22 protein-coding genes are annotated in these 25,949 nt (G+C 69.4%); 2 read left to right on the top strand and 20 right to left on the bottom strand.

The features are described 5' to 3' along the window. Positions 1 to 9: 9 nt before the first annotated feature. From gmk to LC438_RS09360, 9 genes are all read right to left on the bottom strand, one after another. The gene (gmk, locus tag LC438_RS09400) at positions 10 to 918 is read right to left on the bottom strand and encodes a guanylate kinase (RefSeq protein WP_223586406.1); all 909 of its coding nucleotides are present in this window, start codon (positions 916 to 918) and stop codon (positions 10 to 12) included. Beyond that, positions 911 to 1,756, bottom strand: coding sequence for an orotidine-5'-phosphate decarboxylase (pyrF, locus tag LC438_RS09395; protein WP_105676308.1), 846 nt, complete (start codon positions 1,754 to 1,756; stop codon positions 911 to 913). Before pyrF ends, gmk begins: the two co-directional genes overlap by 8 nt. Continuing rightward, positions 1,753 to 5,040, bottom strand: coding sequence for a carbamoyl-phosphate synthase large subunit (gene carB / locus LC438_RS09390; RefSeq protein ID WP_105676310.1), 3,288 nt, complete (start codon positions 5,038 to 5,040; stop codon positions 1,753 to 1,755). Before carB ends, pyrF begins: the two co-directional genes overlap by 4 nt. Then, positions 5,040 to 6,182 carry a glutamine-hydrolyzing carbamoyl-phosphate synthase small subunit gene (gene carA / locus LC438_RS09385; RefSeq protein ID WP_105676312.1) on the bottom strand — a complete coding sequence of 381 codons (1,143 nt, stop codon included), beginning with the start codon at positions 6,180 to 6,182 and terminating at the stop codon, positions 5,040 to 5,042. The genes carB and carA overlap by 1 nt, the downstream gene beginning before the upstream one ends. Next, positions 6,179 to 6,688, bottom strand: a complete 510-nt coding sequence (locus LC438_RS09380) for a hypothetical protein (RefSeq protein ID WP_105676314.1) — start codon at positions 6,686 to 6,688, stop codon at positions 6,179 to 6,181. The genes carA and LC438_RS09380 overlap by 4 nt, the downstream gene beginning before the upstream one ends. After that, on the bottom strand, positions 6,685 to 7,989 hold the full coding sequence (locus LC438_RS09375) for a dihydroorotase (protein WP_105676316.1): 1,305 nt from the start codon (positions 7,987 to 7,989) through the stop codon (positions 6,685 to 6,687). The genes LC438_RS09380 and LC438_RS09375 overlap by 4 nt, the downstream gene beginning before the upstream one ends. Then, a complete protein-coding gene (locus LC438_RS09370) occupies positions 7,986 to 8,951 on the bottom strand; it encodes an aspartate carbamoyltransferase catalytic subunit (protein ID WP_105676317.1) in 966 nt (321 codons plus the stop codon). Before LC438_RS09370 ends, LC438_RS09375 begins: the two co-directional genes overlap by 4 nt. Beyond that, positions 8,948 to 9,478: a bifunctional pyr operon transcriptional regulator/uracil phosphoribosyltransferase PyrR gene (pyrR, locus tag LC438_RS09365; RefSeq protein ID WP_105676318.1), complete on the bottom strand. Its 531-nt coding sequence runs from the start codon at positions 9,476 to 9,478 to the stop codon at positions 8,948 to 8,950. Before pyrR ends, LC438_RS09370 begins: the two co-directional genes overlap by 4 nt. An 82-nt stretch (positions 9,479 to 9,560) precedes the next feature. After that, positions 9,561 to 11,138 carry a Rieske 2Fe-2S domain-containing protein gene (locus tag LC438_RS09360; protein WP_105676319.1) on the bottom strand — a complete coding sequence of 526 codons (1,578 nt, stop codon included), beginning with the start codon at positions 11,136 to 11,138 and terminating at the stop codon, positions 9,561 to 9,563. Positions 11,139 to 11,320: 182 nt separating this feature from the next. On the opposite strand from LC438_RS09360, the gene LC438_RS09355 reads away from it, so the two are divergent. Further along, positions 11,321 to 12,223 (top strand): DUF4349 domain-containing protein, encoded by a 903-nt coding sequence (locus LC438_RS09355; protein WP_105676320.1) that lies wholly within the window; start codon positions 11,321 to 11,323, stop codon positions 12,221 to 12,223. 57 nt (positions 12,224 to 12,280) lie between these two features. After that, on the top strand, positions 12,281 to 12,712 hold the full coding sequence (locus LC438_RS09350) for a MepB family protein (RefSeq protein WP_105676322.1): 432 nt from the start codon (positions 12,281 to 12,283) through the stop codon (positions 12,710 to 12,712). 10 nt (positions 12,713 to 12,722) lie between these two features. Here LC438_RS09350 and LC438_RS09345 read toward each other — a convergent pair whose 3' ends face one another. From LC438_RS09345 to alaS, 11 genes are all read right to left on the bottom strand, one after another. After that, on the bottom strand, positions 12,723 to 16,016 hold the full coding sequence (locus LC438_RS09345) for a DEAD/DEAH box helicase (protein ID WP_223586405.1): 3,294 nt from the start codon (positions 16,014 to 16,016) through the stop codon (positions 12,723 to 12,725). 56 nt (positions 16,017 to 16,072) lie between these two features. Further along, on the bottom strand, positions 16,073 to 16,483 hold the full coding sequence (gene nusB, locus LC438_RS09340; RefSeq protein ID WP_105676323.1) for a transcription antitermination factor NusB: 411 nt from the start codon (positions 16,481 to 16,483) through the stop codon (positions 16,073 to 16,075). A 3-nt stretch (positions 16,484 to 16,486) separates the two neighbouring features. After that, entirely contained in the window at positions 16,487 to 17,047 is a 561-nt protein-coding gene (gene efp / locus LC438_RS09335; RefSeq protein ID WP_105676325.1) for an elongation factor P, read from the bottom strand. A 75-nt stretch (positions 17,048 to 17,122) separates the two neighbouring features. After that, on the bottom strand, positions 17,123 to 17,566 hold the full coding sequence (locus LC438_RS09330) for a type II 3-dehydroquinate dehydratase (RefSeq protein WP_105676326.1): 444 nt from the start codon (positions 17,564 to 17,566) through the stop codon (positions 17,123 to 17,125). Beyond that, the gene (gene aroB, locus LC438_RS09325; RefSeq protein ID WP_105676328.1) at positions 17,563 to 18,651 is read right to left on the bottom strand and encodes a 3-dehydroquinate synthase; all 1,089 of its coding nucleotides are present in this window, start codon (positions 18,649 to 18,651) and stop codon (positions 17,563 to 17,565) included. The genes LC438_RS09330 and aroB overlap by 4 nt, the downstream gene beginning before the upstream one ends. Continuing rightward, complete coding sequence (locus tag LC438_RS09320; RefSeq protein ID WP_105676329.1) at positions 18,648 to 19,166, bottom strand: shikimate kinase; 519 nt, start codon at positions 19,164 to 19,166, stop codon at positions 18,648 to 18,650. The genes aroB and LC438_RS09320 overlap by 4 nt, the downstream gene beginning before the upstream one ends. Next, entirely contained in the window at positions 19,150 to 20,379 is a 1,230-nt protein-coding gene (gene aroC / locus LC438_RS09315) for a chorismate synthase (protein ID WP_105676331.1), read from the bottom strand. Before aroC ends, LC438_RS09320 begins: the two co-directional genes overlap by 17 nt. 54 nt (positions 20,380 to 20,433) lie before the next feature. Next, positions 20,434 to 21,246 carry a shikimate dehydrogenase gene (locus LC438_RS09310; protein WP_223586404.1) on the bottom strand — a complete coding sequence of 271 codons (813 nt, stop codon included), beginning with the start codon at positions 21,244 to 21,246 and terminating at the stop codon, positions 20,434 to 20,436. Then, a complete protein-coding gene (gene mltG / locus LC438_RS09305; protein WP_223586403.1) occupies positions 21,246 to 22,778 on the bottom strand; it encodes an endolytic transglycosylase MltG in 1,533 nt (510 codons plus the stop codon). Before mltG ends, LC438_RS09310 begins: the two co-directional genes overlap by 1 nt. A gap of 2 nt (positions 22,779 to 22,780) precedes the next feature. Then, positions 22,781 to 23,254 (bottom strand): Holliday junction resolvase RuvX, encoded by a 474-nt coding sequence (gene ruvX, locus LC438_RS09300; protein ID WP_105676335.1) that lies wholly within the window; start codon positions 23,252 to 23,254, stop codon positions 22,781 to 22,783. After that, a complete protein-coding gene (gene alaS, locus LC438_RS09295) occupies positions 23,251 to 25,911 on the bottom strand; it encodes an alanine--tRNA ligase (RefSeq protein WP_105676337.1) in 2,661 nt (886 codons plus the stop codon). The genes ruvX and alaS overlap by 4 nt, the downstream gene beginning before the upstream one ends. Positions 25,912 to 25,949 lie beyond the last annotated feature (38 nt).

Raw genomic sequence — 25,949 nt, 5'->3', positions numbered from 1 at the left:
CGAAAGCACTCAGCGCGCAGAGCCTGAGGACAATTCTACGACCTCCGCGGCGGCGGTGGCGACGTCCTCGTTCACGATGAGGTGATCGAACTCGTTCTGGGCGGCGAGTTCCACCTTCGCGGTGCGCAGGCGGCGGGCCCTCTCCTCGGCGTTCTCGGTGCCACGGCCGACGAGGCGGTGGACGAGTTCGTCCCAGGTCGGAGGCAGCAGGAAGATCAGCGTCGCGGCCGGCTCGGCCTTGCGCACCTGGCGCGCTCCCTGCAGATCGATCTCGAGGAGGACGGTCCTGCCATCGGCCAGAGCCGCGTCGATCGGTGCACGCGGGGTGCCGTAACGGGACCGGTTGTGCACGACCGCGTACTCGAGGAGCTCGCCCTCGGCGATGAGACGGTCGAACTCCGGATCGTCGACGAAGTAGTAGTGCACGCCGTCGATCTCGCCGGGGCGCGGGGCGCGGGTCGTCGCGGACACCGACAGGTGGATCTCGGGGTTGTTCTCACGGATGTGCGCCGCGACCGTGCCTTTGCCGACCGCGGTGGGTCCGGCCAGCACGAGCAGACGACTGCGCCCCCCTCGCGGCTCCAGCACAGGGAAGCGCCCGTCGAGCCACTCGGCGAGCACGACGCGCTGCCGCACGCCGAGACCCCCCAGGCGCTTGACCGGCGAGATCTGCAGCTCGTCCAGGATGCGGTCGCGCTTGCCCGCGCCGATCGCGGGCAGCGCCAGCAGGAAGTCGGTGATCCGCATGGATCCCTCGACCGAGTCGGCGTCGGCGATCGCGCGCTCCAGGACCTTCTGCGGTGTGATCACGCGCATGGTGAGGTCGCGCTTGAGCGAGGCGCGCGCGCGACGGCGCTCGACGGCCCGGCGCGCTGCGGCTGCCCGATCGACCTCGGGTACGGAACGGTTCTCAGCCACGTGTCGACTCCGAGTACTCTGCGACGCGAGCGTCGATGGCGGCGGACAGGCCCTCGGGGCCCGCCGAGAGGATGCTGCGGCTCTCGCTCGCGATGACGGCGTCGCTCATCGGTCCGAACCGGGTGACGAGATCGGCAGGCGTCGCCCCCTGCGCGCCGAAGCCGGGTGCGAGGAGGGGTGCGACCGGGGAGAACGCGGAGATCCCGGCATCCGCCCAGTCGACGGTGGCGCCGACGACGAATCCGACGTCGCCCCACTCCCCTGCCTGCACGGTCTCCCGGTTGCGGGCCGACACGTCGGCGATGATGTCGGCGGATACGGTTCTGCCTGTCGCCGACACCGACCGCTGCAGCAGCTCGGCCTCCGTGTTGCTCGTGGAGGCGAGGACGAAGAGCCCCTTACCGCCCGCAGCCGCGAGGTCGAACGCACCGTCCAGGGCCCCGACTCCGAGGAACGGGTTCACCGTGAGCGCATCTGCTTCCAGCGGGGAGCCCGGAGTGAGCCAGGCGGCCGCGTAGGCATCCATCGTCGTGCCGATGTCGCCGCGCTTGGCGTCCGCGATCACGATCAGGTCCGCCGCTCTCGCCGCGGCGAGCACGTCTTCCAGAGCGGCGATCCCCCGCGAGCCGAAGCGCTCGAAGAACGACACCTGCGGCTTCACGATGCCCACACGATCGGCTGCGGCATCCACCGTCCGCAGACCGAACTCGCGCACGCCGTCCGCATCCTGGGGCAGACCCCACGCGTCCAGCAGTGCCGCATGCGGATCGATGCCCACGCAGAGCGGGCCCCGTGCGGTCAGCGCCGCACGGACCCGCTCGCCGAAGCGTTCGCTCACACCGTCGCCTTCCGGTCGATGGCGTACTCCTGCAGGCTGCGGACCTCGAACCCCTCGTGTGCGGCGTCCATTCCGCTCACGGCCGCGCCCAGCACCGCCATGGTCGTGAAGAGCGCCTTGTCGGCGGCGACGGCCGCCGCGCGGATCTCGTAGCCGTCGGCGCGCGCCGCCCCACCGGAGGGCGTGTTCACGACGATGTCGATCTCGCCCTCGTTGATGAGGTCGACGATGTTCCGCGCTCCGGACTCCTGGGTCTCGCTGTACTTCTCCACCACGGTCACCGCGATGCCGTTGCGGGACAGGATCTCTGCGGTGCCCTCGGTCGCGACGATCGTGAACCCGAGCTGCTGCAGACGGTGCGCCGGAAGGATCACCGCGCGCTTGTCGGAGTCGGCCACCGAGATGAACACCGTGCCCGAGGTCGGCATGCCGCCGTACGCGGCCGCCTGGCTCTTCGCGAACGCCGTCGGGAAGTCGCGGTCGATGCCCATGACCTCGCCGGTCGAGCGCATCTCCGGGCCGAGGATCGAGTCGACGGTCTTGCCGTCGGCCGTGCGGAACCGCTTGAACGGCAGCACGGCCTCCTTGACGGCGACCGGGGAGCCGAGCGGCACGCGCGATCCGTCCTGCGCGGGGAGCATCCCCTCGCCCTTCAGCTCCGCGATCGTGGAGCCCGCCATGATGCGGCTGGCGGCCTTCGCGAGCGGGATCCCGAGCGCCTTCGAGACGAACGGCACCGTGCGGCTCGCGCGCGGGTTCGCCTCGATCACGTAGAGCACGCCGGCGCTGATCGCGAACTGCACGTTGAGCAGACCGCGCACCCCCACGCCCTCGGCGATGGCCAGCGTCGCCTCACGGACACGGTCGACGTCGGCGCGGCCGAGCGACACGGGGGGCAGGGTGCAGCTGGAGTCACCGGAGTGGATGCCGGCCTCCTCCAGGTGCTCCATCACGCCGCCGATGTACAGCTCGACGCCGTCGTACAGCGCGTCGACGTCCAGCTCGATCGCGTCGTCGAGGAAGCGGTCGACCAGGAGCGGCTTGCCCTCCTCGATCACGACCTCCCCCGCGGTGCGGACGAAGTAGTCGCGCAGTGCATCGGTGCCGTAGACGATCTCCATGCCGCGTCCGCCGAGCACGAAGCTCGGGCGCACGAGCACGGGGTAGCCGATCTCCTCGGCCACGGCCACGGCTCCGTCCGCGTCGATCGCGGTGCCGTGGCGCGGCGCCAGGAGGCCCGCCTTGTCGAGGAGCTGCGAGAACAGCTCGCGCTCCTCGGCGATGTCGATCGCGGCGGGGCTGGTCCCGAGCACGGTGTACCCGGCCGCCTCGATGCCCTTGGCGAGGCCGAGGGGCGTCTGGCCGCCGAGCTGGCAGACGACACCGAGGATCGTGCCGCTCGCAGCCTCGGCGTCGAGCACCTCGAGCACGTCCTCGAGCGTCAGCGGCTCGAAGTAGAGGCGGTCGGAGGTGTCGTAGTCGGTGGACACGGTCTCCGGGTTGCAGTTGACCATGACGGTCTCGAATCCGGCGTCCGACAGCGCGAAGGACGCGTGGACGCAGGAGTAGTCGAACTCGACGCCCTGACCGATGCGGTTCGGACCGGACCCGATGATGACGACCTTGGTCCGCTCGGACGGCGCCACCTCCGACTCGAAGTCGTAGCTCGAGTAGTGGTACGGCGTGAGCGCGGGGAACTCGCCCGCGCAGGTGTCGACCGTCTTGTACACGGGCCGGATGCCCAGTCCGTGGCGAACGCCGCGGACCTCGGCCTCCGTCGTGCCGCGGAGCTGCGCCAGCTGGGCGTCGGAGAAGCCGTGCTCCTTCGCGTAGCGGAGGGTGGCGGCGTCCAGCTCCTCCGCGGTGCGGACGAGCTCGGCGACCTCGTTGATCAGGACGATCTGGTCGAGGAACCACGGATCGATGGCCGTCGCCTCGAAGGCCTGCTCGACGGTGGCGCCCTTGCGCAGCGCCTGCTGCAGCGTGACGATGCGACCGTCGGTCGGGATCTTCGAGATCTCCAGGAGCTCGTCGACCGTGCGGTCCTCCGCGCCCCAGTGGAAGCTCGATCCGCGCTTCTCGAGCGAGCGCAGCGCCTTCTGCAGCGCCGTCGCGTAGTTGCGGCCGATGGCCATCGCCTCGCCGACCGACTTCATGGTCGTGGTGAGCGTGGCGTCGGCCGCGGGGAACTTCTCGAAGGCGAAGCGCGGGACCTTCACCACGACGTAGTCGAGCGTGGGCTCGAAGCTCGCCGGGGTGACCCCGGTGATGTCGTTCGGGATCTCGTCGAGGCGGTATCCCAGCGCGAGCTTGGCCGCGAGCTTCGCGATGGGGAAGCCCGTCGCCTTCGAGGCGAGCGCGCTCGAGCGGGACACGCGCGGGTTCATCTCGATGACGATGATGCGTCCGTTGGAGGGGTCGACGGCGAACTGGATGTTGCAGCCGCCCGTGTCGACGCCCACGGCGCGGATGATGTCGATGCCGATGTCGCGGAGCTTCTGGTACTCGCGGTCGGTGAGCGTGAGGGCGGGGGCCACCGTGATCGAGTCACCCGTGTGCACGCCGACAGGGTCGACGTTCTCGATGGAGCACACCACGACGGTGTTGTCGGCCGTGTCGCGCATGAGCTCGAGCTCGTACTCCTTCCAGCCGAGGATGGACTCCTCCAGGAGCACCTCGGTGGTCGGCGAGTCCCGCAGACCCGCGCCGCCGATGCGACGGAGGTCCTCCTCGTCGTACGCGAAGCCGGAGCCGAGGCCGCCCATCGTGAACGAAGGACGGACCACCAGCGGGTACCCGAGCTCGGCGGCGCCCGCGAGCAGGTCGTCCATCGTGTGCGCGATGACGCTGCGTGCGACGTCGGCACCGGCGTCGAGGACGAGCTGCTTGAAGATCTGGCGATCCTCGCCCTTCTTGATGGCATCGACCTTGGCGCCGATCAGCTCGACGTCGTACTTGGCGAGGATGCCGCGGGCGTCCAGCTCCATCGCGGCGTTGAGGGCGGTCTGTCCGCCGAGCGTCGGGAGGATGGCGTCGGGCCGCTCCTTCGCGATGATCGTCTCGATGACCTCGGGGGTGATCGGCTCGATGTACGTCGCGTCCGCGAAGTCGGGGTCGGTCATGATCGTCGCCGGGTTCGAGTTGACGAGGATGACGCGGACGCCCTCCTCGCGGAGCACGCGGCACGCCTGGGTGCCGGAGTAGTCGAACTCGCAGGCCTGACCGATGACGATCGGGCCGGATCCGATGACGAGGACGGAGGTGATGTCGTCGCGCTTGGGCATTACTTGGCGTCCTTGTTCTCGCGGACCATCGCCGCGAATCGGTCGAAGAGGTAGTTGGCGTCGTGCGGTCCGGCCGCGGCTTCCGGGTGGTACTGCACGGAGAACGCGGGGATGTCGAGGGCGCGCAGGCCCTCCACGACGTTGTCGTTGAGGCCGATGTGGCTGACCTCGACCTTGCCGTAGCCGTTGGGGCTGTCGAACGCGCCGTCCAGGGGCGCCTCGACGGCGAAGCCGTGGTTGTGAGCGGTGATCTCGACGCGCCCCGTGGACTTGTCGAGGACGGGCTGGTTGATGCCGCGGTGCCCGAACGGGAGCTTGTACGTGCCCAGACCGAGGGCGCGCCCCAGCAGCTGGTTGCCGAAGCAGATGCCGAAGAACGGCAGTCCGTCGTCGAGCACGCTGCGGAGCAGCCCGACGTGCGCGTCGGAGGCGGCGGGGTCACCGGGTCCGTTCGAGTAGAAGACCGCGACGGGGTCGACCGCGCGGATGTCGTCGATCGTCGAGTTCTGCGGCAGCACGTGCACCTCGAAGCCGCGGGCCGCGAGGTTGTCGATCGTGGCCTGCTTGACGCCGAGGTCGAGCACGGCGAGATTGCCGATGCGCTGTCCCATCGCCGAGGTCACCGTGGCGACGTCGACAGACACCTGAGCGGACAGGTTCTGTCCAGCCATCTGCGGCGCCTCGCGGACGATGCGCACCTGCTCCTCCGCGTCGAGGCCGGCGGCCTCTCCCGAGAAGATGCCGCCGCGCATGGAGCCGGCCGACCGGATGTGACGGGTGATGGAACGGGTGTCGATGCCGCTGATGCCGACCACGCCGTCCTCGACGAGCGTCTCGTCGAGCGAGGCGTTGGCGCGCCAGTTCGACACGACGCGCGAGGGGTCGCGCACGATGTACCCGGCCACCCAGATGCGTCGGGACTCGGGGTCCTCGTCGTTCATGCCGGTGTTTCCGATGTGCGGGGCCGTCTGCAGCACGATCTGACCCGCATAGGACGGGTCGGTGAGCGTCTCCTGGTATCCGGACATGCCGGTCGCGAACACGACCTCTCCGAGCGTCGTGCCGATGGCTCCGTACGCGCGGCCGGTGTGGCGGGTGCCGTCTTCGAGGACGAGGACGGCGGGTTCTGGCAGGGAGGTCATGATGTGGCTCCTGAATCGGGGGCGGCGGGAACGATCCGCTGCAGTTCGGTGATGAAGGTGGTGGGGTCGCCGTCGGCGACGCGCAGATAGGAGTCGACGATCGTGTCGTCGTCGGCGTTCCAGGCGACTCGGACCAGACCGCCCGGCTCGACGACGCGGTCGATCGTGACCGTCGCGCGGTCGACCGAGACGAGTCGGGATGCCGCGACGAAGACCGTCGGAGCCCCGTCGAGGCAGAGTGCGAGTCCGCGGTCGGTGACGGCCGCCTCGCCTCGGGCGCGGTACGCCAGCGGGGAGATGGTCAGCCGTTCGAGAGGCTGGTCGTGCTTCGTGGTCGAGACGTAGAGCACCTCGCGACGATGGGTGACCTCTGCGTGCTCGGGGACCCCGAGCGGGGCGGAGAGCCCCGAATCCCGACGAAGACGTCGACGCCAGGCGAACGTCATCGCGCCCAGCACCAGCAGCGCCAGGACGATCGTGAGGGTGATCGCCACCTCGCGGGTCACGCGCCGAGCTCCGCGACCACTGCGCCGTCGGCGACCGTCACGACGCCGCCGTGCACGGTGAACTGCACGCGCCCCGGCAGGTCGCGGCCCAGGTAGGGCGAGTTCACGCTGCGGCCGTGCAGGTCGGACTCCGTGAACACCCCGGCGATCGAGGCGTCGTAGAGCGCGAGCTGCGCGGGCTGCCCGACCTCGAGCGGCGTGCCGTGGCCCGCCAGGCGGCCGATCCTCGCCGGCGCGGCGCTCATGACCCTGGCGACATCCGCCCAGCCGATGAGGCCGGTCTGCACCATCGACTGGTGCACGACCCGCAGTGCGCTCTCCAGACCCACCATGCCGTTGGCCGCGGCCTGCCACTCGCACGCCTTGTGCTCGCTGGGGTGCGGGGCGTGGTCCGTGGCGACGATGTCGATCGTGCCGTCGGCGAGGCCCTCGCGCACGGCCAGCACGTCCTCCTGACGACGCAGCGGCGGGTTGACCTTGTACCGCGCGTCGTAGCCGCGCACCAGTTCGTCCGTGAGGAGCAGGTGATGCGGGGTGACCTCGGCGGTGACGTTGATGCCCCGCTTCTTCGCCCAGCGGATGATGTCCACTGATCCGGCGGTCGAGAGATGGCAGACGTGCAGCCGGGAGCCGACGTGCTCGGCGAGCAGCACGTCGCGCGCGATGATCGACTCCTCGGCGACCGCGGGCCAGCCGGCGAGTCCGAGCTCGGCGGAGACCGAGCCCTCGTTCATCTGCGCACCCTCGGTGAGGCGAGGATCCTGTGCGTGCTGGGCGATGACGCCGTCGAACGACTTCACGTACTCCAGCGCCCTGCGCATGATCAGCGGATCGAAGACGCAGAAGCCGTCGTCGCTGAAGACCCGCACCTGCGCCCTGGACGTCGCCATGGCGCCGAGTTCGGCGAGGCGTTCGCCCTTCTGGCCGACGGTGACCGCGCCGATCGGCTGGACGGTCGCATAGCCGGCGGCCTCGCCGAGGGCGAGCTCCTGCTCGACGACGCCGGCGGTGTCGGCGACGGGCGAGGTGTTCGGCATGGCGAAGACCGCCGTGAATCCGCCGGCCGCCGCAGCGCGGGTACCGGTGAGGATCGTCTCGGAGGCCTCGTAGCCGGGTTCGCGGAGGTGGGTGTGCAGATCGACGAGACCGGGCAGGGCCACCAGCCCTGCGGCGTCGATCACGCGAGCACCCGCGCGGGTGAGACCGGAGCCGATCTCGGAGATCACCCCGTTCTCCACGATGATGTCGGCGCTCTCGGCACCGAGAAGCTGCGCGCCGGTGATGACGAGGGTCTCGCTCACAGGTCTCCCCCTCGTTCGTCGTCTCGTTCTCCTGCCAGCAGCAGGTACAGCACAGCCATCCGGATGGAGACTCCGTTCGTCACCTGCTCCAGCACGGTGGAACGCGCGGAGTCGGCGGCTTCAGAGGAGATCTCCAACCCGCGGTTCATGGGCCCGGGGTGCATCACAATGCTACCGTCCGGGAGACCGGCCACGCGCAGTGCGTCGAGGCCCCAGCGCCTGGAATACTCCCGCTCAGTCGGGAAATACGCGGCGTTCATGCGTTCCAGCTGGATGCGCAGCATCATCACGGCGTCCGGCCCATCGGCCAGCGCCTGATCGAGGTCGTAGACGACCTTCGCCGGCCAGAGGGAGACGTTCTGCGGAACGAGGGTCGGCGGCGAGACCAGAGTGACCTCCGCACCCAGGGTGCTGAGCAGCCAGACGTTGGAGCGAGCGACGCGCGAGTGCAGCACGTCGCCGACGATGACCACGCGGATGCCGCTGAGATCGCGCCCGCGGCTGTCGGCGCCGAACCTGCGCTTGCGGATCGTGTACGCGTCCAGGAGAGCCTGCGTGGGGTGCTCGTGCGTGCCGTCGCCGGCATTCACGACCCCGGCGGAGATCCACCCGCTTGTGGCGAGCGTCTGCGGTGCGCCCGACGAGGGATGCCGCACGACGACGGCATCCGCTCCGATGGCCTCGAGGGTCTGTGCGGTGTCCTTCAGGCTCTCGCCCTTGGACACGCTCGACCCCTTCGCGGCGAAGTTGATGACGTCGGCGGAGAGGCGCTTGGCTGCGGCCTCGAACGAGATGCGGGTGCGCGTGGAGTCCTCGAAGAAGAGGTTCACGACGGTCTTGCCGCGCAGGGTCGGCAGCTTCTTGACCTCGCGCGACTGGGTGTCGGCCATGTCCTCGGCGACGTCGAGGATGCGCAGGGCGGTCGCTCTGTCGAGGTTCTTGGTGTCGAGCAGGTGCCTCATGCCTCGATCGTCACCTCCTCGGCGCCGTCGTTCTCGATCAGACGCACGTTGACGCGCTCCTGACGGGAGGACGGGATGTTCTTGCCGATGAAGTCGGGGCGGATGGGCAGCTCACGGTGCCCACGATCGATGAGGATCGCGAGACGGACGATCGACGGCCGCCCTATCGACTGCAGGGCGTCGAGGGCCGCACGGATGCTGCGTCCCGAGAAGAGCACGTCGTCCACGAGCACCACGGTCTTGCCATCGATGCCACCGGCCGGGATCTCGGTGGGATGCGGAGACCGCGTCGGATGCTTCGAGAGGTCATCGCGGAACAGCGTGACGTCGAGCGCACCGGAGGGCACCGGCGTCTGGGCGATCTCGCTGATCACGAGCGCGAGGCGACGGGCGAGGGTGACGCCGCGGGTCGGGATGCCCAGGAGGACGAGGTCCTCGGCGCCTCGATTGGACTCGAGGATCTCGTGGGCGATGCGGGTCAGAGCCCGCGAGATGTCGGCGTGGTGCAGCACAGTGCGTGCACTCATCAGCCACTCCCTTCTCCGCCTCACAGGACGGTCTTAAAGGTTGTTTGCAGATCCAGTCTATCGGAGCCGGGGCCCCTGGACGTCAGCTCGTGGGGAGCAGCTCCTCGTCGGCGGACTCGTCGATGCGCTTCGCGCGGATCGGGTGGCCGCTGGTCGACAGGCAGCGTCCGGACTTCAGGTCCCACTTCCAGTCGTGCATGCTGCAGGTGAGGATGCCGTCCTCGTCGACCGTGCCCGTGCGGGTGAGATCGGCGCGCAGGTGCGGGCAGCGCCGCTGCACGACCCACCCGCCGACCTCGGCGTCCTCGGTCTGATCGGTCTGCTCCTGGTACCAGTTCTCGACGTACTCGATCCGATCGACCGAGAGGCACTTGAGGAAGGTCGTGAGGAACTCGTTGAACTTCCCGCTGCGGCCGACGGAGAACTGCATAGACAGGAAGATCGAGTTCGACCAGTCGATCTCGTGGTCGACGATGTTCGTGGAGACGAGGTCTGCGGGGATCGTGTACCAGTAGATGCACTCCTCCCCCGCGTACTCGCGGACCTTCGCCCGAGGGAAGTCGACCACCATGTCGAGATCGCCGATGCGGAACCGCACGCAGCCGCCGACGCCGAGCCGGATGGTGCGCGACTTCTTGAGCAGCGGCTCCCACCAGGTCTTGATCGCCTCGAGCATCTCCGCGGGCGGGATGATCTCCGCGCGGGAGGCCTCCTCGTCGCGGATCTCCTGCTGCCTGCTCGCCCGCTGCTCCTCGAGGTAGTCCCACTTCTCGTCGAAGATGTGGGCGATCTCGGCATCCGAGTACAGCGTCTGCGCGGTCGAGACCTCGCCGCCCTCGACGGTGACGACCGTCCCGGGGATGAACAGCTGGCCGTCGTACTGCGGCGCGAGCTCCTTCATGTGGGCGAGGAACTGCTTCTGATCGGTGAAGATCGACTCGCCGTTCTTGCCGAGCCCGTTGAAGTCGAACAGGTCGTCGCGCAGGAACATGGGGGGACCCGCCATGGGGAAGACGTGCGGGGCGTCGACCTTCTCGATGTAGTACATGGCGCGCTTGTTCTGCGCGTCGCGCTTGAGCTTCGCGAAGTTCTGCTTGGCGTCGAGCGGAAGGTCGTAGACCATCGGCCACCAGATGGCGCCGGAGACCTGCGTGAAGTACGCGTCAGGGGTTCCGAAGTGGAGCAGCTTCTCGAGGTCGAGGGGGTGCGAGTCGTTCTGGTTCAGCATCGATCCCGTGCCGTCGTCGACGCTGAGGGAGGAGTCGCCAATCGGACCGTCGCTGGGGGCGCGGAGCGGAGTGATCATGATCTTGAGCTCCCCGCGCTCGATGATCTCCCCCGCGGGCGCGTAGGTGATGTTCGTGTAGCCGAGAGCGCGGATGTCCTGTTCGAGATCGTCGATCGGGTACTCGGGCAGGAGCACCTCGATGTCCTTGCGGATGTACCGCTCCAGCAGCTTCGGATCGAAGTGGTCGCGGTGCCTGTGCGAGATGTAGAGGAAGTCCGCCTCCCTTCCGAAGCGCTCCCAGTCCAGGGCGCGGTTGTCGGGGAACGGGAACCAGGATCCGAAGAACGAGGGGCCCAGCACGGGGTCGCAGATGATGTTGCCGCCGACCGTCTCGATGAACATTCCCGCGTGGCCGAGTCCCGTGATCCGCATTGCATTCCTCTCGAAGTGGACCCGTAGAGTCTACCGGCGACCGCCTGGACGACCTCGGAGACCGGCCGTGAATACGCACCGCCACCGGCCCCGGCGCGCGTTGCGGACTCGTTACCCAACCCTGACCGGATCGTGATCGAACTCCCTGCTGCACGCCGGTCTCCGCTCACTACCCTGCCCCTATGAACACGACACGGAGACTGCTGACAGCGCTCGTCCTCGCTTCGCTGGCGGGGTTGGGCCTCGCGGGCTGCGCCGTCGGCGGGTCGGGGGGCGCGGAAGCGGCTGGCGGAGGTCGGGCCCCGGTGCAGGAGGCGGCGTCATCGAACGAGGCCGATGAACCGGACACCGCGGTCGTGATCACCGGGCGGATCTCGATCGTCGCCGACGATCCCATCGCCGCGGCGGCGGACGCCACGTCGATCGTGTCGGACGTGGGAGGCCGCGTCAGCGGAAGGACCGAACGCGCCGCCGAGGACGGCGGACAGGCCACTGCCGAGCTCACCCTGCGAATCCCGGCCGACGCCATCGAAGAGGTCCGCACCAACCTCGCCGCGCTGGGCGCCGTGAAGGAGACCGCGCTCGAGTCGACCGAGGTGGGCGCGACGCAGCGCGACCTCGACGCCAGGATCACCACGCTTCGCGCCTCCATCGCCCGCTACACGGACTGGCTCGGCACGGCATCCGAGACCTCGGACCTGATCGAGCTGGAGTCAGCGATCGCCGAGCGCCAGAGCGAGCTGGAGGGGCTGGAGGCCCAGTCCCGTTCCCTGGAGGACCAGGTGGCCATGTCGACCATCACGCTAAGCCTCATGTCGGAGTACGTGCCGGTCGAGACCGCCCCGAAGGACTTCGGCGACGCGCTGACGATCGGCTGGGACGGATTCGTCGCCTTCTGGGGCGCGATGCTGATCGGCATCGGCGTGGCACTCCCCTGGCTCGTCCTGCTCGCTGCGATCGCCGCCGTCGTGATCTTGCTGGTCATCCGCGGCCGGCGCCGTCAGGCCGCCCGGCCTCAACCGCCGCGCCCGGCGCCGGACGCCGAGTTGTTCGCGGTCATGGATGACATGCCCGCTCCGCACTGACCCTCTCGGCGGCGGACCTCTGCGGCCCGTCACCGGAACGCGCGATAGCTTGGCCGGATGGAGTTCCGTGCGTTCCACACCTATGCGTCCATCCTGGGGATGGACGTGGCGGTGACCCCACAGGAGCAGAACGGCGACTACGAGTCGGGCGCCGTGCGGATCGACGGCGACCTCTGGCACATCCGCACCGCCCGCGTCACCCCGACGAAACCGGGAGCATTCCTCGCCTTCTGGCGGCGCGACGCCGCGGGGAAGACCGCACCGTTCGACGAGCAGGACCCAGCGGCGGGCCTGCTCGTGTTCGTGGAGCAGGACGACCGTCGCGGCGTCTTCCGGTTCGCTGCGGCGGACCTCTCCCGACTCGGCATCACGGCAGGGCGCACGTCGGGAAAGCGCGGTTTCCGGGTCTATCCGAGCTGGTGCGCGGGCCTGAACCCCCAGGCCACTGCGACCCAGCGTGCACAGGCCTCCGCGTTCCGGGAGTACTGACCCGGAGGGTCTACTCGTCGAAGAGACCGCGGATGTCGTCGGCGGTGAGCGACTGCGCGAAGAGCTCGTCGTCGTCCATCACCGCGGTGAACAGACGCGCCTTGCGCTGCTGGAGCTCCAGCACCTTCTCCTCGATCGTCCCCGACGAGATCATCCGGTAGACGAACACCTGGCTGGTCTGGCCGATGCGGTGCGTGCGGTCAATCGCCTGTTCCTCGGCGGCGGGATTCCACCACGGGTCCAGCAGGAACACGTAGTCGGCCTCGGTGAGCGTCAGTCCGAACCCGCCGGCCTTCAGGCTGATCAGGAACACGGGCTGCTGCCCCGATTTGAATCCGTCGATGACATCCTGGCGACGGCGCGTGGAGCCGTCGAGGTGCGCGTACGGGATGCCGGCCGCATCGAGACGCGCCGCGGCGAGGTCGAGGAACGACGTGAACTGGCTGAACACCAGGGCGCGGTGCCCCTCGGCCTGCAGCTCGACGACGCGTTCGAGCAGGGTGTCGAGCTTGCTCGATCCGATGTGCGCATCGTTCTCATCGATGAGCTCCGGCGCGAGGCTCAGCATCCGCATGAGCGTCAGCGAGCGGAACACGATGAACCGGTTGCGGTCGAGGTCGTCCAGCAGACCGAGGACCTTCTGGCGTTCCCGCTGCAGCACGACGTCGTAGAGCGCGCGATGCGCGGGGCTCATCTCGACCTCGAGCACCTGCTCCTGCTTCGGGGGCAGATCCGACGCGACGAGCTCCTTCGTGCGGCGGAGCATGAGCGGGCGGATGCGGCGGCGCAGCTGGGCGAGCCGGCGCTGGCGGTACTCCCCGCCCTCCTCGTTCTCGGGCACCTTGCCCTTCTCGATCGGCTGGATGTAGCGATCGCGGAACTTCCGCGCCGACGGGAAGAGCCCGGGCGCCGCGAGCTTCAGGAGCGACCAGAGCTCGGAGAGGCTGTTCTCCATCGGGGTGCCGGTGACCGCGTAGGTGACATCGGCTCGGAAGGCCGAGATGGCTCTGTGCAGCTTGGTCTTCGGGTTCTTCACGAACTGCGCCTCGTCGAGGATCAGCCCCGCCCAGTCGACCGAGCCGAACTCCCTCTCATCGAGCCGGGCGACCGTGTACGAGCTCACGACGATGTCGGCGGATGCCGCGGCATCCGCCAACCGGCCTGTGCGACGCCCGCTCGTGCTGTCGACGATTGCAACCCGCAGCCCCGGAGTGAAGCGCGCAGCCTCGGACTTCCAGGTGCTGAGGACCGAGGTGGGGGCGAGCACGAGGAACGCCCGCTTCTCCCCCTTCTCCTTGGTGTGCTGCACGAAGGTCAGCAGCTGCAGCGTCTTCCCGAGTCCCATGTCATCGGCGAGGATGCCGCCGAGCCGGTGCCGCCAGAGGAACGCCAGCCAGTCGAAGCCCGTCTTCTGGTACGGCCTGAGCTCGGCGTGCAGGCCGGACGGCACCGGCGTCGGCGGCACTCCGGTCGCCTGGCGGAGTCCCTCCGCCGTCGAGCGCCAGCTCACCGCCGGCTGGGCCTCGTCGGCCAGGTCCTCGAACTCCTCCCAGAGGTCGGTCTGGTAGCGGCTGATCCGCGGACCGGTCTCCCACTCGTCGAGCTCGCCGGCCTCGTCGATCAGCTCCCTGAGCCGGTCGAGCGCCGGATGCGCGAGCGAGAAGTACCCGCCGTCGGAGAGCAGCAGCTTCTTCCTGCCCTTGCTGAGCGCGGTGAAGAGCGGCCCGAAGGGAATGCTCCTTCCGTCGATCGTGACGAGTATCCCGAGATCGAACCAGTCGGAGTCGGTGGTCTCGAGCGTCGTCACCTTGACCTCGGGGTCTCCCGTCAGCTCCCGGTACTCCTTGCGCGTGCCCGTGGTCGCGACGATGACGCCGACGGCCTCGAACGCGGGGACCACCTGCGCGACGAAGGCCGCGGCGTCGATGTCGTGGAAGGAACCGGTCGGCGCGAAGCGCGTGGTCGAGTGCTCCTGCCAGACGGATTCGAGCAGGGCGCGCTTCTCCGACTCCGCCGCAGGATCGCGCACCGCAGCGCTCCCCGCCTCGAAGGGGACCCTGCCGAACCCGCCGTACGACCACTCGAACGAGTAGCTCACGACATCGCCCCGCTCGAAGGCGAGATTCAGCACCGCCTCCGGCGCCGGGATCTCCGGCAGCGACACCGCACCGGCAGTGCGGACGGGCACTCGCCTGGCCAGCAGCGGGTAGGCGTTCTCGACGAACGCGGACTCCTCTTCGGCGGGCACCTCGATGGGCAGCCGCGCGCTCAGCAGTGCGTGCATCTGCTCGCTGAGCGGCGCCTCGGCGAGGACGATCTCCATCCGATTGCCGATGAGGGTGGCGGAGTACACGCCCGTGCGTCCGATCGGGTGCACCTCGGCTGAGGGGACGGCGCGGCCGTCGATCGCCACCTCCGCGGCGACGCGCAGATCACCGCCGTCGGGGCGGGTGATGGATGCGGCCACCTCGGCCCGCTCGGCGAGGCGCACCGTCGCGCTCTTCTGACTCGGCACCAGCGGGATGCCCAGCGCCGCCCCGGCGCGCAGATGGCCCCACAGCAGCGTCGACTCGATCTGGTCGACGACCAGCCACTCGCCGGCGTTCCCCGAGAGCAGCGAGTCGCGGGAGATGCTGAGCAGGTCGCCGAACCAGCGGTTCTGGACCCTGCCGAACTGCGACACGTCCCTACGCACCACATCCCAGCCCGCGTGCCCTTGGATCCACGAGCCGGTCTGGTGGCTGCGCATCAGCGGACGGATCGCGAGCAGAAGCTCTCCCGACGGCTTGGCGAGATCTCGAGGCGTCGCGGGGCGCACCGCCCGCGGCGCCCAGTGGTTGTCGCCGCGCGACTCGCGGTGGCGCAGCTCGACGCCGAGCGCGAGCGACTGGGTGTGCGCGGCGACCGCTGGGCCGATCAGCGATCGCCACGAGGCTGCGGGAGCCGCGGGAGCCTCCGCAGCGGGCTCCGCGACCGGATCGACGGCCCTCGCCCCCGCCTGCTGGGCGTACTCGTGCACGTTCGACGCGAGCAGCGCGGCCACGACATGCTTGCACGCCGTGCGGACCGGGCACGAGCAACGCGTGGAGCGGACTCGTCTCTTGCCACCGGACGAGATGAAGGTGACCTCGCACAGGTACTGCGCTCCTGCGCTGCCCTTCACATATGCCTCGAGCTCCTGGCGATCCTCGTGCCAGATCAGATCGAGGACGTTGCCCTCACGGAAGTACGCCAGTCCGCGCGTATAGCCTCCCGCATCCGTGATCTGCATGAGATCGCGGAGATCGACGTGAGGTGCGGGCATGCCAGCATCCTTCCCGCTGCGTCGGACAATGCGGACGCAGCGACTCGGGCGGCGACTCAGGCGGCGCGAGCCACCCTGGCGAGTACTCCGTGCACGAACGCGCCGGAGTCGTCGGTCGAGAACTCCTTGGCGAGCTCGACGGCCTCGTCGATCGCGACGGCCGTGGGCACCTGGTCGTTGTAGAGGATCTCCCACACGCCGATGCGCAGCAGAGCGCGATCGACGGCCGGCATCCGCTCGAGCTTCCAGTCCCGGCTGTGCGTGGTGATGTGCTCGTCGATCTCGTCGCGGTGATCGATGATCCCGTCGACGATCTCGCGGGCGTACAGCCACGACGCCTCACGGGCCGGCTCGCTCGCCGCGCGCTTGGCCTCGGCGGCCAGGGCCACGGAGACCTCGTCTCCGCGCACGTCGGCGGAGAACATGATGTCGAGTGCGCGCTTGCGCGCCTTCGTCCGAGCGCTCACGCCTTACTTCTCGCGACCGAGGTAGTCACCCGTGCGGGTGTCGACCTTGACCTTGGTTCCGGTCTCGAGGAACAGCGGCACCTGGATCTCGTAGCCGGTCTCCAGCGTCGCGGGCTTGGTGCCGGCGGAGGAGCGGTCGCCCTGCAGGCCGGGCTCGGTGTAGGTCACCTCGAGGATGACGGATGCCGGGAGGTCGAGGTACAGCGGGTTGCCGTTGTTCAGCGCGATCGTGACCTGCTGGTTCTCGAGCAGGAAGTTCTTCGCGTCGCCCACGGTGGCCGAGCCGACCGTGATCTGGTCGAAGTCGGTCTGATCCATGAAGACGTAGCCGTCGCCGTCCGTGTACAGGTACGTGTAGTCGCGGCGGTCGACGTTCTCGATCTCGACCTTGGAACCGGCGTTGAACGTCTTGTCGACGACCTTGCCCGTGAGGACGTTCTTGAGCTTGGTGCGCACGAACGCGCCGCCCTTGCCGGGCTTGACGTGCTGGAACTCGACGACGCTCCAGAGCTGGCCCTCCAGGTTGAGGACGATGCCGTTCTTGATGTCTGCGGTAGATGCCATGCGCTGAGAGTTCCGTTCGTGGTGTGAAGTTCGCGGGTGGCCGGGCTTGGTCGAAGCGCGAGCCGACAGTCGATTCTACGGGATGAGCGCTGCGAGCTCCCGCACGGCGTCGGCGTAGCCGTCCACGCCTCGGCCGACCACCCGCACCGCGGCGACGTCGTCGAGGTAGGAGTGGTGCCGGAACTCCTCCCGGGCGTACACGTCGGAGATGTGCACCTCGGCGAACGGCAGACCGACGCCGGTGAGGGCGTCGCGGAGCGAGACGGAGGTGTGCGTGAGACCGCCGGGATTGATCACGATGCCGGCGCAGTCCTCGCGCGCGGCGTGGATGGCGTCGATGAGCACGCCCTCGTGATTGCTCTGGAGCGCGCGCAGGTCGAAGCCGACCGCGGCGGCGGCCTCTGCAGAGAGCCGCTCGACGTCGGCGAGGGTCGCCGAACCATAGATGCCCGGCTCACGGGTGCCGAGGAGGTTGAGGTTCGGCCCGTTGACCAGGAGCAGCCGGCGCGGTGCGCTCACGCCCCCACCTCCTGGTACGCCGCGAACAGCAGCGACTCGTCGGGCGCCTGCAGCACGGTCGGCTTGCCGATCTCGTCGAGGACGATGAAGCGCAGCATCCCCCCTCGGGTCTTCTTGTCGCGCTGCATGGTGGCGAGCAGCTGCTTCCATGCCCCCGCACGGTAGGTCGTCGGCAGCCCCAGCGACTCCAGCACGGTGCGATGGCGCTCGGCGGAGTCGTCGGACAGTCGCCCGGCGAGCCGCGACAGCTCGGCCGCGTACATCATGCCCACGGAGATCGCGGCGCCGTGACGCCACTTGTAGCGCTCCGCGTGCTCGATGGCGTGCCCGAGGGTGTGGCCGTAGTTGAGGATCTCGCGCTGGCCCGCCTCGCGGAAGTCGTCGGAGACGACCCTGGCCTTCATGTCGATCGCGAGCTCGACCGCCCTGCGGAACTCCGGGGTCGTGGTGTCGACGGCGCGCGACGGATCGGCCTCGATGATGTCGAGGATCTCCGGCGCCCAGATGAACCCGGCCTTCACGACCTCGGCGTAGCCGGCGGTCGCCTCGTTCGCACTCAGGCTGCCGAGTTCGTCGAGGTCGCCGATCACCGTGCTCGGCGCCCAGAACGCGCCGACGAGGTTCTTGCCCTCGGCGGTGTTGATCCCGGTCTTCCCGCCGACCGAGGCATCGACCAGACCCAGAACGGTCGTCGGCACCTGCACGACCTGCACGCCGCGCAGCCAGGTCGCGGCCACGAAGCCCGCGAGGTCGGTGACCGCTCCCCCTCCGTAGCCGATCACCGCGTCCGTGCGGGTGAAGTCGGCCTGCCCCATGACCTGCCAGCAGAACGCCGCCACCTCGATGCGCTTGCCCTGCTCGGCGTCGGGGACCTCGGCGAGCAGCACCTCGCGCGGCCCGTTCGCCGTGTCGGCGAGCAGGCGATCGCGCAGCTCTGCGGCCCGCGCGGCGAGCGTGGGCGGATGCACCACGAGGACCTTCCGCACGGCCGGGTCGAGCGCCGCCGAGACGCTGTCGAGGATGCCCCGTCCGATGAGGATGTCGTAGGGGGCGTCGCCCGTGACGCTGATGGTCGTCGTGCTCATCGCTGTTCTCTCCTCCATGCGGCGATATCGTCCGCGATCCTCTGCATCGGACGACGCGACGTGTCGAAGGTCGCCGATGCCACTTCTTCATACAGACCCCGGCGCTGCTCGAAGATCTGTCTCCACCGCTGCACGGGGTCGTCTCCGGCCAGCAGGGGCCGCCCCCCGCCGGTGATCCGGTCTGCGACCGCCTCCGCACTCACGGTCAGGTAGACCACCTGATGCGTGCGCAGGAGCTCCCGCGTGGCCGCGTCCGTCACCGCACCGCCGCCGAGGGAGACGACGCCGCCCTCGTCGAGCGCCGTCGCGACCGCCTCACGTTCGAGAGCCCGGAAGTGCGCCTCCCCGTGCTCGGAGAAGATCACCGGGATCGGTCCGTGCACGGCTGCGACGCGCTTGTCGGTGTCGATGAACGCGACCCCCAGCGCGCGCGCGACCCGTCGACCGACGCTGGTCTTGCCGGCCCCCATCGGGCCGACCAGCACCAGCGTCAGAGGATCAGCCGCGCTCGTCATGCGCGATGAGCGCCGCCTCGGATGCGGGAGTCGTCCGCAGCTCGGCCGGGATGCTCTCCAGGTACGAGTCGATGTTGCGCCGGGTCTCGCGGATGCTGTCGCCGCCGAACTTCTCGAGCACGGCGTTCGCGAGCTCGACCGCCACCATCGCCTCCGCGACCACGCCGGCCGCGGGAACCGCGCAGACGTCGGAACGCTGGTGGTGGGCGGTGGCGTCCTCGCCCGTGGCGACGTCGATCGTGCGCAGCGCGTGCGGGACTGTCGCGATCGGCTTCATGCCCGCACGGACGCGGAGGACGGTGCCGGTCGACATCCCGCCCTCGGTGCCGCCGGCGCGGTCGGAGCCTCGAGAGATGCCGTCCGCCGTCGCGAACAGCTCGTCGTGGGCCGCGGATCCGCGGCGGCGGGTGGTCTCGAAGCCGTCGCCGACCTCCACGCCCTTGATCGCCTGGATGCTCATCAGCGCCTGGGCGAGTCGCGCGTCGAGGCGACGGTCCCAGTGCACGTGCGAGCCGAGCCCCGGCGGGAGGCCGTAGGCGAGCACCTCGACGATGCCGCCGAGGGTGTCGCCGTCCTTCTTGGCGTCGTCGACCTCGGCGACCATCAGCGCAGAGGTCGCGGGGTCGAAGCAGCGCAGCGGATCGGCGTCGAGCGCGTCGACGTCGTCGGGCGTCGGCAGCGGCGAGCCCGAGGGCACCTGCACGGGGCCGATCGAGAGCGTGTGGCTGACCAGGCGGATGCCGAGCTCGCCGAGGAAGGAGCGGGCGATGGCGCCCAGCGCGACGCGGGCGGCGGTCTCCCTGGCGCTGGCGCGCTCGAGGATCGGACGCGCCTCGTCGAAGTCGTACTTCTGCATGCCGACGAGGTCGGCGTGCCCGGGTCGCGGACGCGTGAGCGGGGCGCTGCGGCCGCGGGACTTGTCGGTGAGCTCGACGGGCTCGGGGTTCATGACCTCGATCCACTTCGGCCACTCCGTGTTGCCGATGCGCAGCGCGATCGGGCTGCCGAGGGTCTTGCCGTGCCGCACGCCGCCGGAGATCGTCAGCTCGTCCTGCTCGAACTTCATGCGCGAGCCGCGGCCATAGCCGAGCTTGCGACGGGCGAGGTCGGCCTGGATGGCCTCGGACGACACCGGGACGCCGGAGGGCAGACCCTCCATGACGGCAATGAGTTCTGGGCCGTGCGATTCGCCGGCCGTGAGCACGCGGAGCATTGCTCTAGTCTCCCACGCGTTTCGACCCGATCCGCGCCGCATGTCGCCGAGAGGCTAGAGCGCGGTGCGCATCGCGGCGACGACGTCCTGCTCATCCGGCAGCGGGACACCGGGATCGCCGTGCACGAAGACGCGGATCTGCCGCACGGCCTGATGCAGCAGCATGCCCAGACCGGGAATGGCCGGCACATCGCCCCAGTTCGTCGCGAGAGCCGACGGCCACGGCGCGTACGCCACATCGAACAGCGCACCGCCGGCCGCGGCGAGCGGCGCCACGACGTCCTCGGGCAGCGCGGTGCCGCCCGGCAACGACGACACCGTCAGCTCGACGGCATCCGCCGTCTCCGTGAAGGGGAGCACCGTCACCTCCACGCCCAACCGCGCACCCAGCTCGCGAAGGGTCGACGCGCTCTCGGGCCGACGGGCCCGCACGTCCGCCGATCGCGCGCCCATGTCCGCGACGGCGACGAGTGCGGATGCCGCCGTCGCCCCGGCGCCGAGCAGCCGAACGCGCTCGACGGTCGTGATCCCGCTCTCGCCGAGCGCGTCGATGATGCCACCGACGTCGGTGTTGAACGCGTGGACCGTGGCGCCCAGCGTCAGCGTGTTCGCGACTCCCGTGAGCTCGGCGTGCGCGTCGCGGACGTCGGCGATCCGATACGCCTCGTCCTTCAACGGCATCGTCAGCGACAGGCCCCGCCAGGAGTCGTCGAGGGAGCGGACCGCACCCGCGAACTCGCCCTCCGCCACCCGGCGACGGTCGTACGACCAGTCGAGCCCGAGGACGCCGTACGCCGCAGCGTGCAGCTGAGGGGACTTCGAATGGGCGATGGGGTCTCCCCACACCGCCAGACGGGTTCGGCTCACTAGCTGCAGCCGCCGTCGGGGTTCGCCTTGCACCAGGCGTCCCACTTCTCGATCGCCGCCTGGTGCTCCTCGTACGTCGTGGAGAACACCGTCTCCCCCGTCGCGAGGTTGATCGTCACGAAGTAGAGCCACGGCCCGTCAGCGGGGTGCATGGCGGCGTCGATCGCGGCGTCGCTCGAACTCGCGATCGGCGTCACGGGAAGCCCCGTGTTGACGTACGTGTTCCACGGGTTCGGGTCCTTGAGCGCCTCGGCCGAGCTCGACACCACTCCCTCGTGCAGGGAGCCGTATCCGTACTGCGCCGTCGAGTCCATCTGCAGCTTCATGTCGATGTCGAGGCGGTTCTGGATGACCCGCGACACCTTGGCGAAATCGTCCGTGCGGCCCTCGCGCTGGATGATCGAGGCGATGGTGAGGATGCGTTCGGCATCCGCATCCGGCACGCCAGCCTTCGTCAGAGACTCGCGGGTGCGGTCGACCATGCGCTGGATGACCTGGACCGGCGTCACACCCGGATCGAAGGTGTACACGGCGGGGAAGAGCCAGCCTTCGAGGCTCTGGGCGCTGACGCCGTACGCCGACGGATCGGCGACCGCGGCCTGCAGATCGGCCAGAGGGAAGCCCAGCGACTCCGAGATCCCCGGCAGGATCGAGGCGATCGTCCCGCCCTCGTTCACCCCGACGGTGTTCTCGAGCTTGTTCTCCGGGTTCTTCAGCGCCTCCAGGGCGTCGGCCGCCGTCATCTTCTCCTGCAGACGGTAGATGCCCGGGTAGAAGGTGACGGCGATGTTCTCGTCGACGAGGTAGTCGTAGAACACGTCCTTGGTGCGGGTGACCCCGGCTTCGAAGAGCGCGGCCGAGACCGGCTTCCCGGTGTCTCCGTCATGGATGGTGACCATGGCCTCGCCGGAGGCGAGCCCGGGCTCCCAGTCCTTGGGGTCGCCCCAGCCCATGATCTCGTTGATCTTGTCGCCGTAGGTGTTCATCGCCCAGACTCCCCCGGCGACGACGCCTCCGATGAGCGCCAGGACGATGATGAGCGCGACCAGGCATCCGGTGCGGCGCTTCTTCTTGGGCGCTGCCCGGTGATCGTCCTCGTCGACGTGGTGGAAGAGGTCTTCGAGTCCGCCGCCCGCGGGCTTGTCGGGGGCCGATGCGGGAACGACGGGAGACACCGGGGTCGGGGCGAGCGGCTCCTGCGCCGCGGATCGCACCGCAGCGGGTTCCTGAGCCGCCGGCGCGACATCAGACGACGCCACAGGCGAGTCGCTCGGGGCGGACCCGGTCGATGCGAGGGGCGGTTCGGCCGCAGGCGCAGGGCCGGGTGCCGAAGGCTGCTCCCCTGCCGAGCCGTTCGACGCGGTGGGTGCACCGGAGGATGCGGCCTCGCGGGCGGCACGACGGGATCCGGGGGCGGGAGGGGTGTTGTCCACCGTCGGGATCTGGTGCGTCGGCGCGGGGAGATTCTCGAACAGCTCGCCGAGGCGCGCTTCCGGATCGTGCTGGGGGGCGGCACTCTCACGTTCGGGCATGATCAGTGGGACTCCTCGTCGAACGGAATCGCGGCACCGGGCGCTTTCCCCGTGCTCTTCTCCGTGTCGATCGCCTGCTGCAGAAGCACCACGGCGGCGACCTGATCCACAATGCTACGAGAGTTCTTCTGATTTCTCCCCGAAGAACGGAGCGCGGCGTGTGCGGACACGGTGCTCAGGCGCTCGTCGACGAGACGCACCGTGGTGCCCGTCCGCCTCTGCAGCGCCTCGGCGAACTCCCTCGCATCCGTCGTGGATGCGGTGTCTGCGCCCTGCATGTTCACGGGCAGGCCGACCACGAACTCGAGCGGCTCGTACTCGGCGGCGATCTCGGCGATCCTGTCGATCGACGTCTCCGAGCGCGGCACGGTCTCGACGGGGACGGCGAGCATGCCGTCGGGATCGCACCTGGCGACCCCGACGCGCGCCTTGCCGACGTCGATGCCGATCCGCACTCCGCGGCGGAACCCGCTCACGCTGCGTGCAGCTCCTGGGAGACGGCGTCGAGAGCCGCGGGCAGAGCCGCGGCATCCGTTCCACCGCCCTGGGCGACGTCATCGCGACCGCCTCCTCCGCCTCCGAGCACCCCGGCGGCGCGCTTCGCGAGCACCCCGGCCTTGGCTCCGGACACGCGAGCCGCGTCGTTGGTGGCGACGACCACGACGGGGCGGCCGTTCACGACCGCGCCGAGCGCGACGACGGCAGCAGCCGACCCCAGGCGATCGCGGACCCCGAGCACGAGATCGCGCAGGTCATCGGCAGAGGCCAGCTCCCCGAGCGACTGCGATGCGAGCAGGAAATCGCCCACGCGGGCGGCGGCATCGGCGATCGCCGGAACCTGACCGGCGCGCTCCTTCGCCTCGAACTGGGCGATGCGCTTCTCCGCGGCCTTCAGGCTCGCCGACAGGTCGGCGATGCGCTCCGGCAGCTGCTCACGCGGCGTCTTCAGCGAGGCGCTCAGCTGCGACACGAGAGCCCGCTCTGCTGCGAGCTCGCGGAACGCGTCCTGACCGACGAGAGCCTCGATGCGGCGGTTGGAGGCGCCGACCGACGACTCCCCGACGATGCTGACCAGCCCGATCTCGGCGCTGGAGCTCACGTGCGTGCCGGCGCACAGCTCACGCGACCACGGGCCGCCGATGTCGACCATGCGCACGACGTCGCCGTACTTCTCGCCGAACAGCGCCATGGCGCCGGCCTCCTTGGCCTCGTCCAGCGAGATGATGCGGGTGGTGACCTCGAGCGCGTCCTGCACCGCGCGGTTCGTGATCTCCTCGATCTCGGTGCGGGTCTCGGCGGAGAGCGCCTGCGACCACGCGAAGTCGAAGCGCATGTAGCCGGCGCGGTTCAGGGAGCCTGCCTGGGTCGCGGTCTTGCCGAGGGTGTCACGCAGAGCGGCGTGCACGAGGTGCGTGGCGGAGTGAGCCTGGCGTGCCGCACGACGGTTCGCGGCGTCCACCACGGTCGTCGCCGCATCGTCCACCGCCACGGAGCCGCGGCTCACCTCGACCGTGTGGCTGATGAGCCCGGGAACCGGACGCTGGACATCGAGGACCTCGAGCTCGTACCCCGGTCCGATGATCGTCCCCTTGTCGGCGACCTGACCGCCCGACTCGGCATACAGCGTGGTCTCCGACAGCACGACCTCGGCGATCTGGCCCTCCGCGGCGCTCTTCACCGGCTGCCCGTCGACGAGGATGCCCAGGATGCGGGACTCCACCTCGAGCGCGGTGTAGCCGTCGAAACCGGTCTCGCCGAGCGAGCGGAGCTCACGGTACACCGAGACGTCCGCCAGCTGGCGCTTGCGGTTGCGGGCGTCGGCCTTCGCGCGCTGGCGCTGCTCCTGCATGAGCCCGTCGAACGCGGTGCGGTCCACATCGAGCCCCGCCTCCTCGGCGACCTCGAGGGTGAGGTCGATCGGGAAGCCGTAGGTGTCGTGCAGCAGGAAGGCCTCGGGGCCGCTGAGGGTCGTGCCCCCGCCCTTCTTCGTCTCGTCGAGCGCGAGGTCCAGGATCGTCGAGCCCTGGGCGAGCGTGCGGCGGAACGTCTCCTCCTCCGCGAACGCGGATGCCGACAGCGTCGACCAGTCCTGCTCCAGCACGGGGTACGCGGACTTCATGGCGTCGCGAGAGGTCGCGAAGAGCTCAGGGAAGACCGGCTCATCGACGCCGAGCAGCCGCATCGAGCGCACCGTGCGGCGCATCAGTCGACGCAGGATGTACCCGCGGCCCTCGTTCGACGGACGCACGCCGTCGGAGAGCAGCATGAGCGAGGAGCGCACGTGGTCCGCGACGACACGGAAGCGGACGTCGTCCTCGTGCACGGAGCCGTACGTGCGGCCGGAGAGCTCGACGGCGCGGTCGAGCACCGGGCGCACCTGATCGGTCTCGTACATGTTCTCGACGCCCTGCTTGAGGAACGCGACGCGCTCGAGGCCCATGCCGGTGTCGATGTTCTTCATGGGGAGCTCCCCCACGATGTCGAACTCCGTCTTGCCGCGGATGTTCTCGATGAAGTCCTGCATGAACACGAGGTTCCAGATCTCCAGGAACCGCGAGTCGTCGACCGCCGGTCCGCCGTCCTTGCCGTAGGCGGGGCCGCGGTCGAAGAAGATCTCGCTGTCGGGGCCGCCGGGGCCGGGCTGACCGGTGTTCCAGTAGTTGTCCGCGCGGCCCAGACGCTGGATGCGCTCGGGCTTCAGGCCGATGATGTCGCGCCAGATCGCCTCCGCCTCGTCATCGGTCTCGTAGACGGTGACCCAGAGGTCCTTCTCGTCGAAACCGAGGCCGCCGTCGGCCTCAGACGAGGTCAGCAGCTCCCACGCGTAGCGGATCGCGCCCTCTTTGAAGTAGTCGCCGAACGACCAGTTGCCGAGCATCTGGAAGAACGTGCCGTGGCGTGCCGTGCGGCCGACCTCTTCGATGTCGTTGGTGCGGATGCACTTCTGCAGATCCGCGATGCGGGGATGCGGCGCGGGGACGACGCCCGTGAGGTACGGGATCATCGGCACCATGCCGGCGACGGTGAAGAGCAGAGACGGGTCGTCGCTGACCAGCGAAGCCGACGGGACGATGAGGTGGTCGTTCTTCTCGAAGAAATCGAGATAGCGCTGCGCGATCTCCGCAGTTTTCATAGCTGTGCCGGGTGTCCTTGCGTGTGAAGGGAGGGGAA

This window comes from Microbacterium sp. OVT16B, from assembly GCF_019969705.1.
Taxonomy (GTDB): domain Bacteria; phylum Actinomycetota; class Actinomycetes; order Actinomycetales; family Microbacteriaceae; genus Microbacterium; species Microbacterium natoriense.
This window is presented reverse-complemented; position numbering and strand designations above follow the sequence as displayed.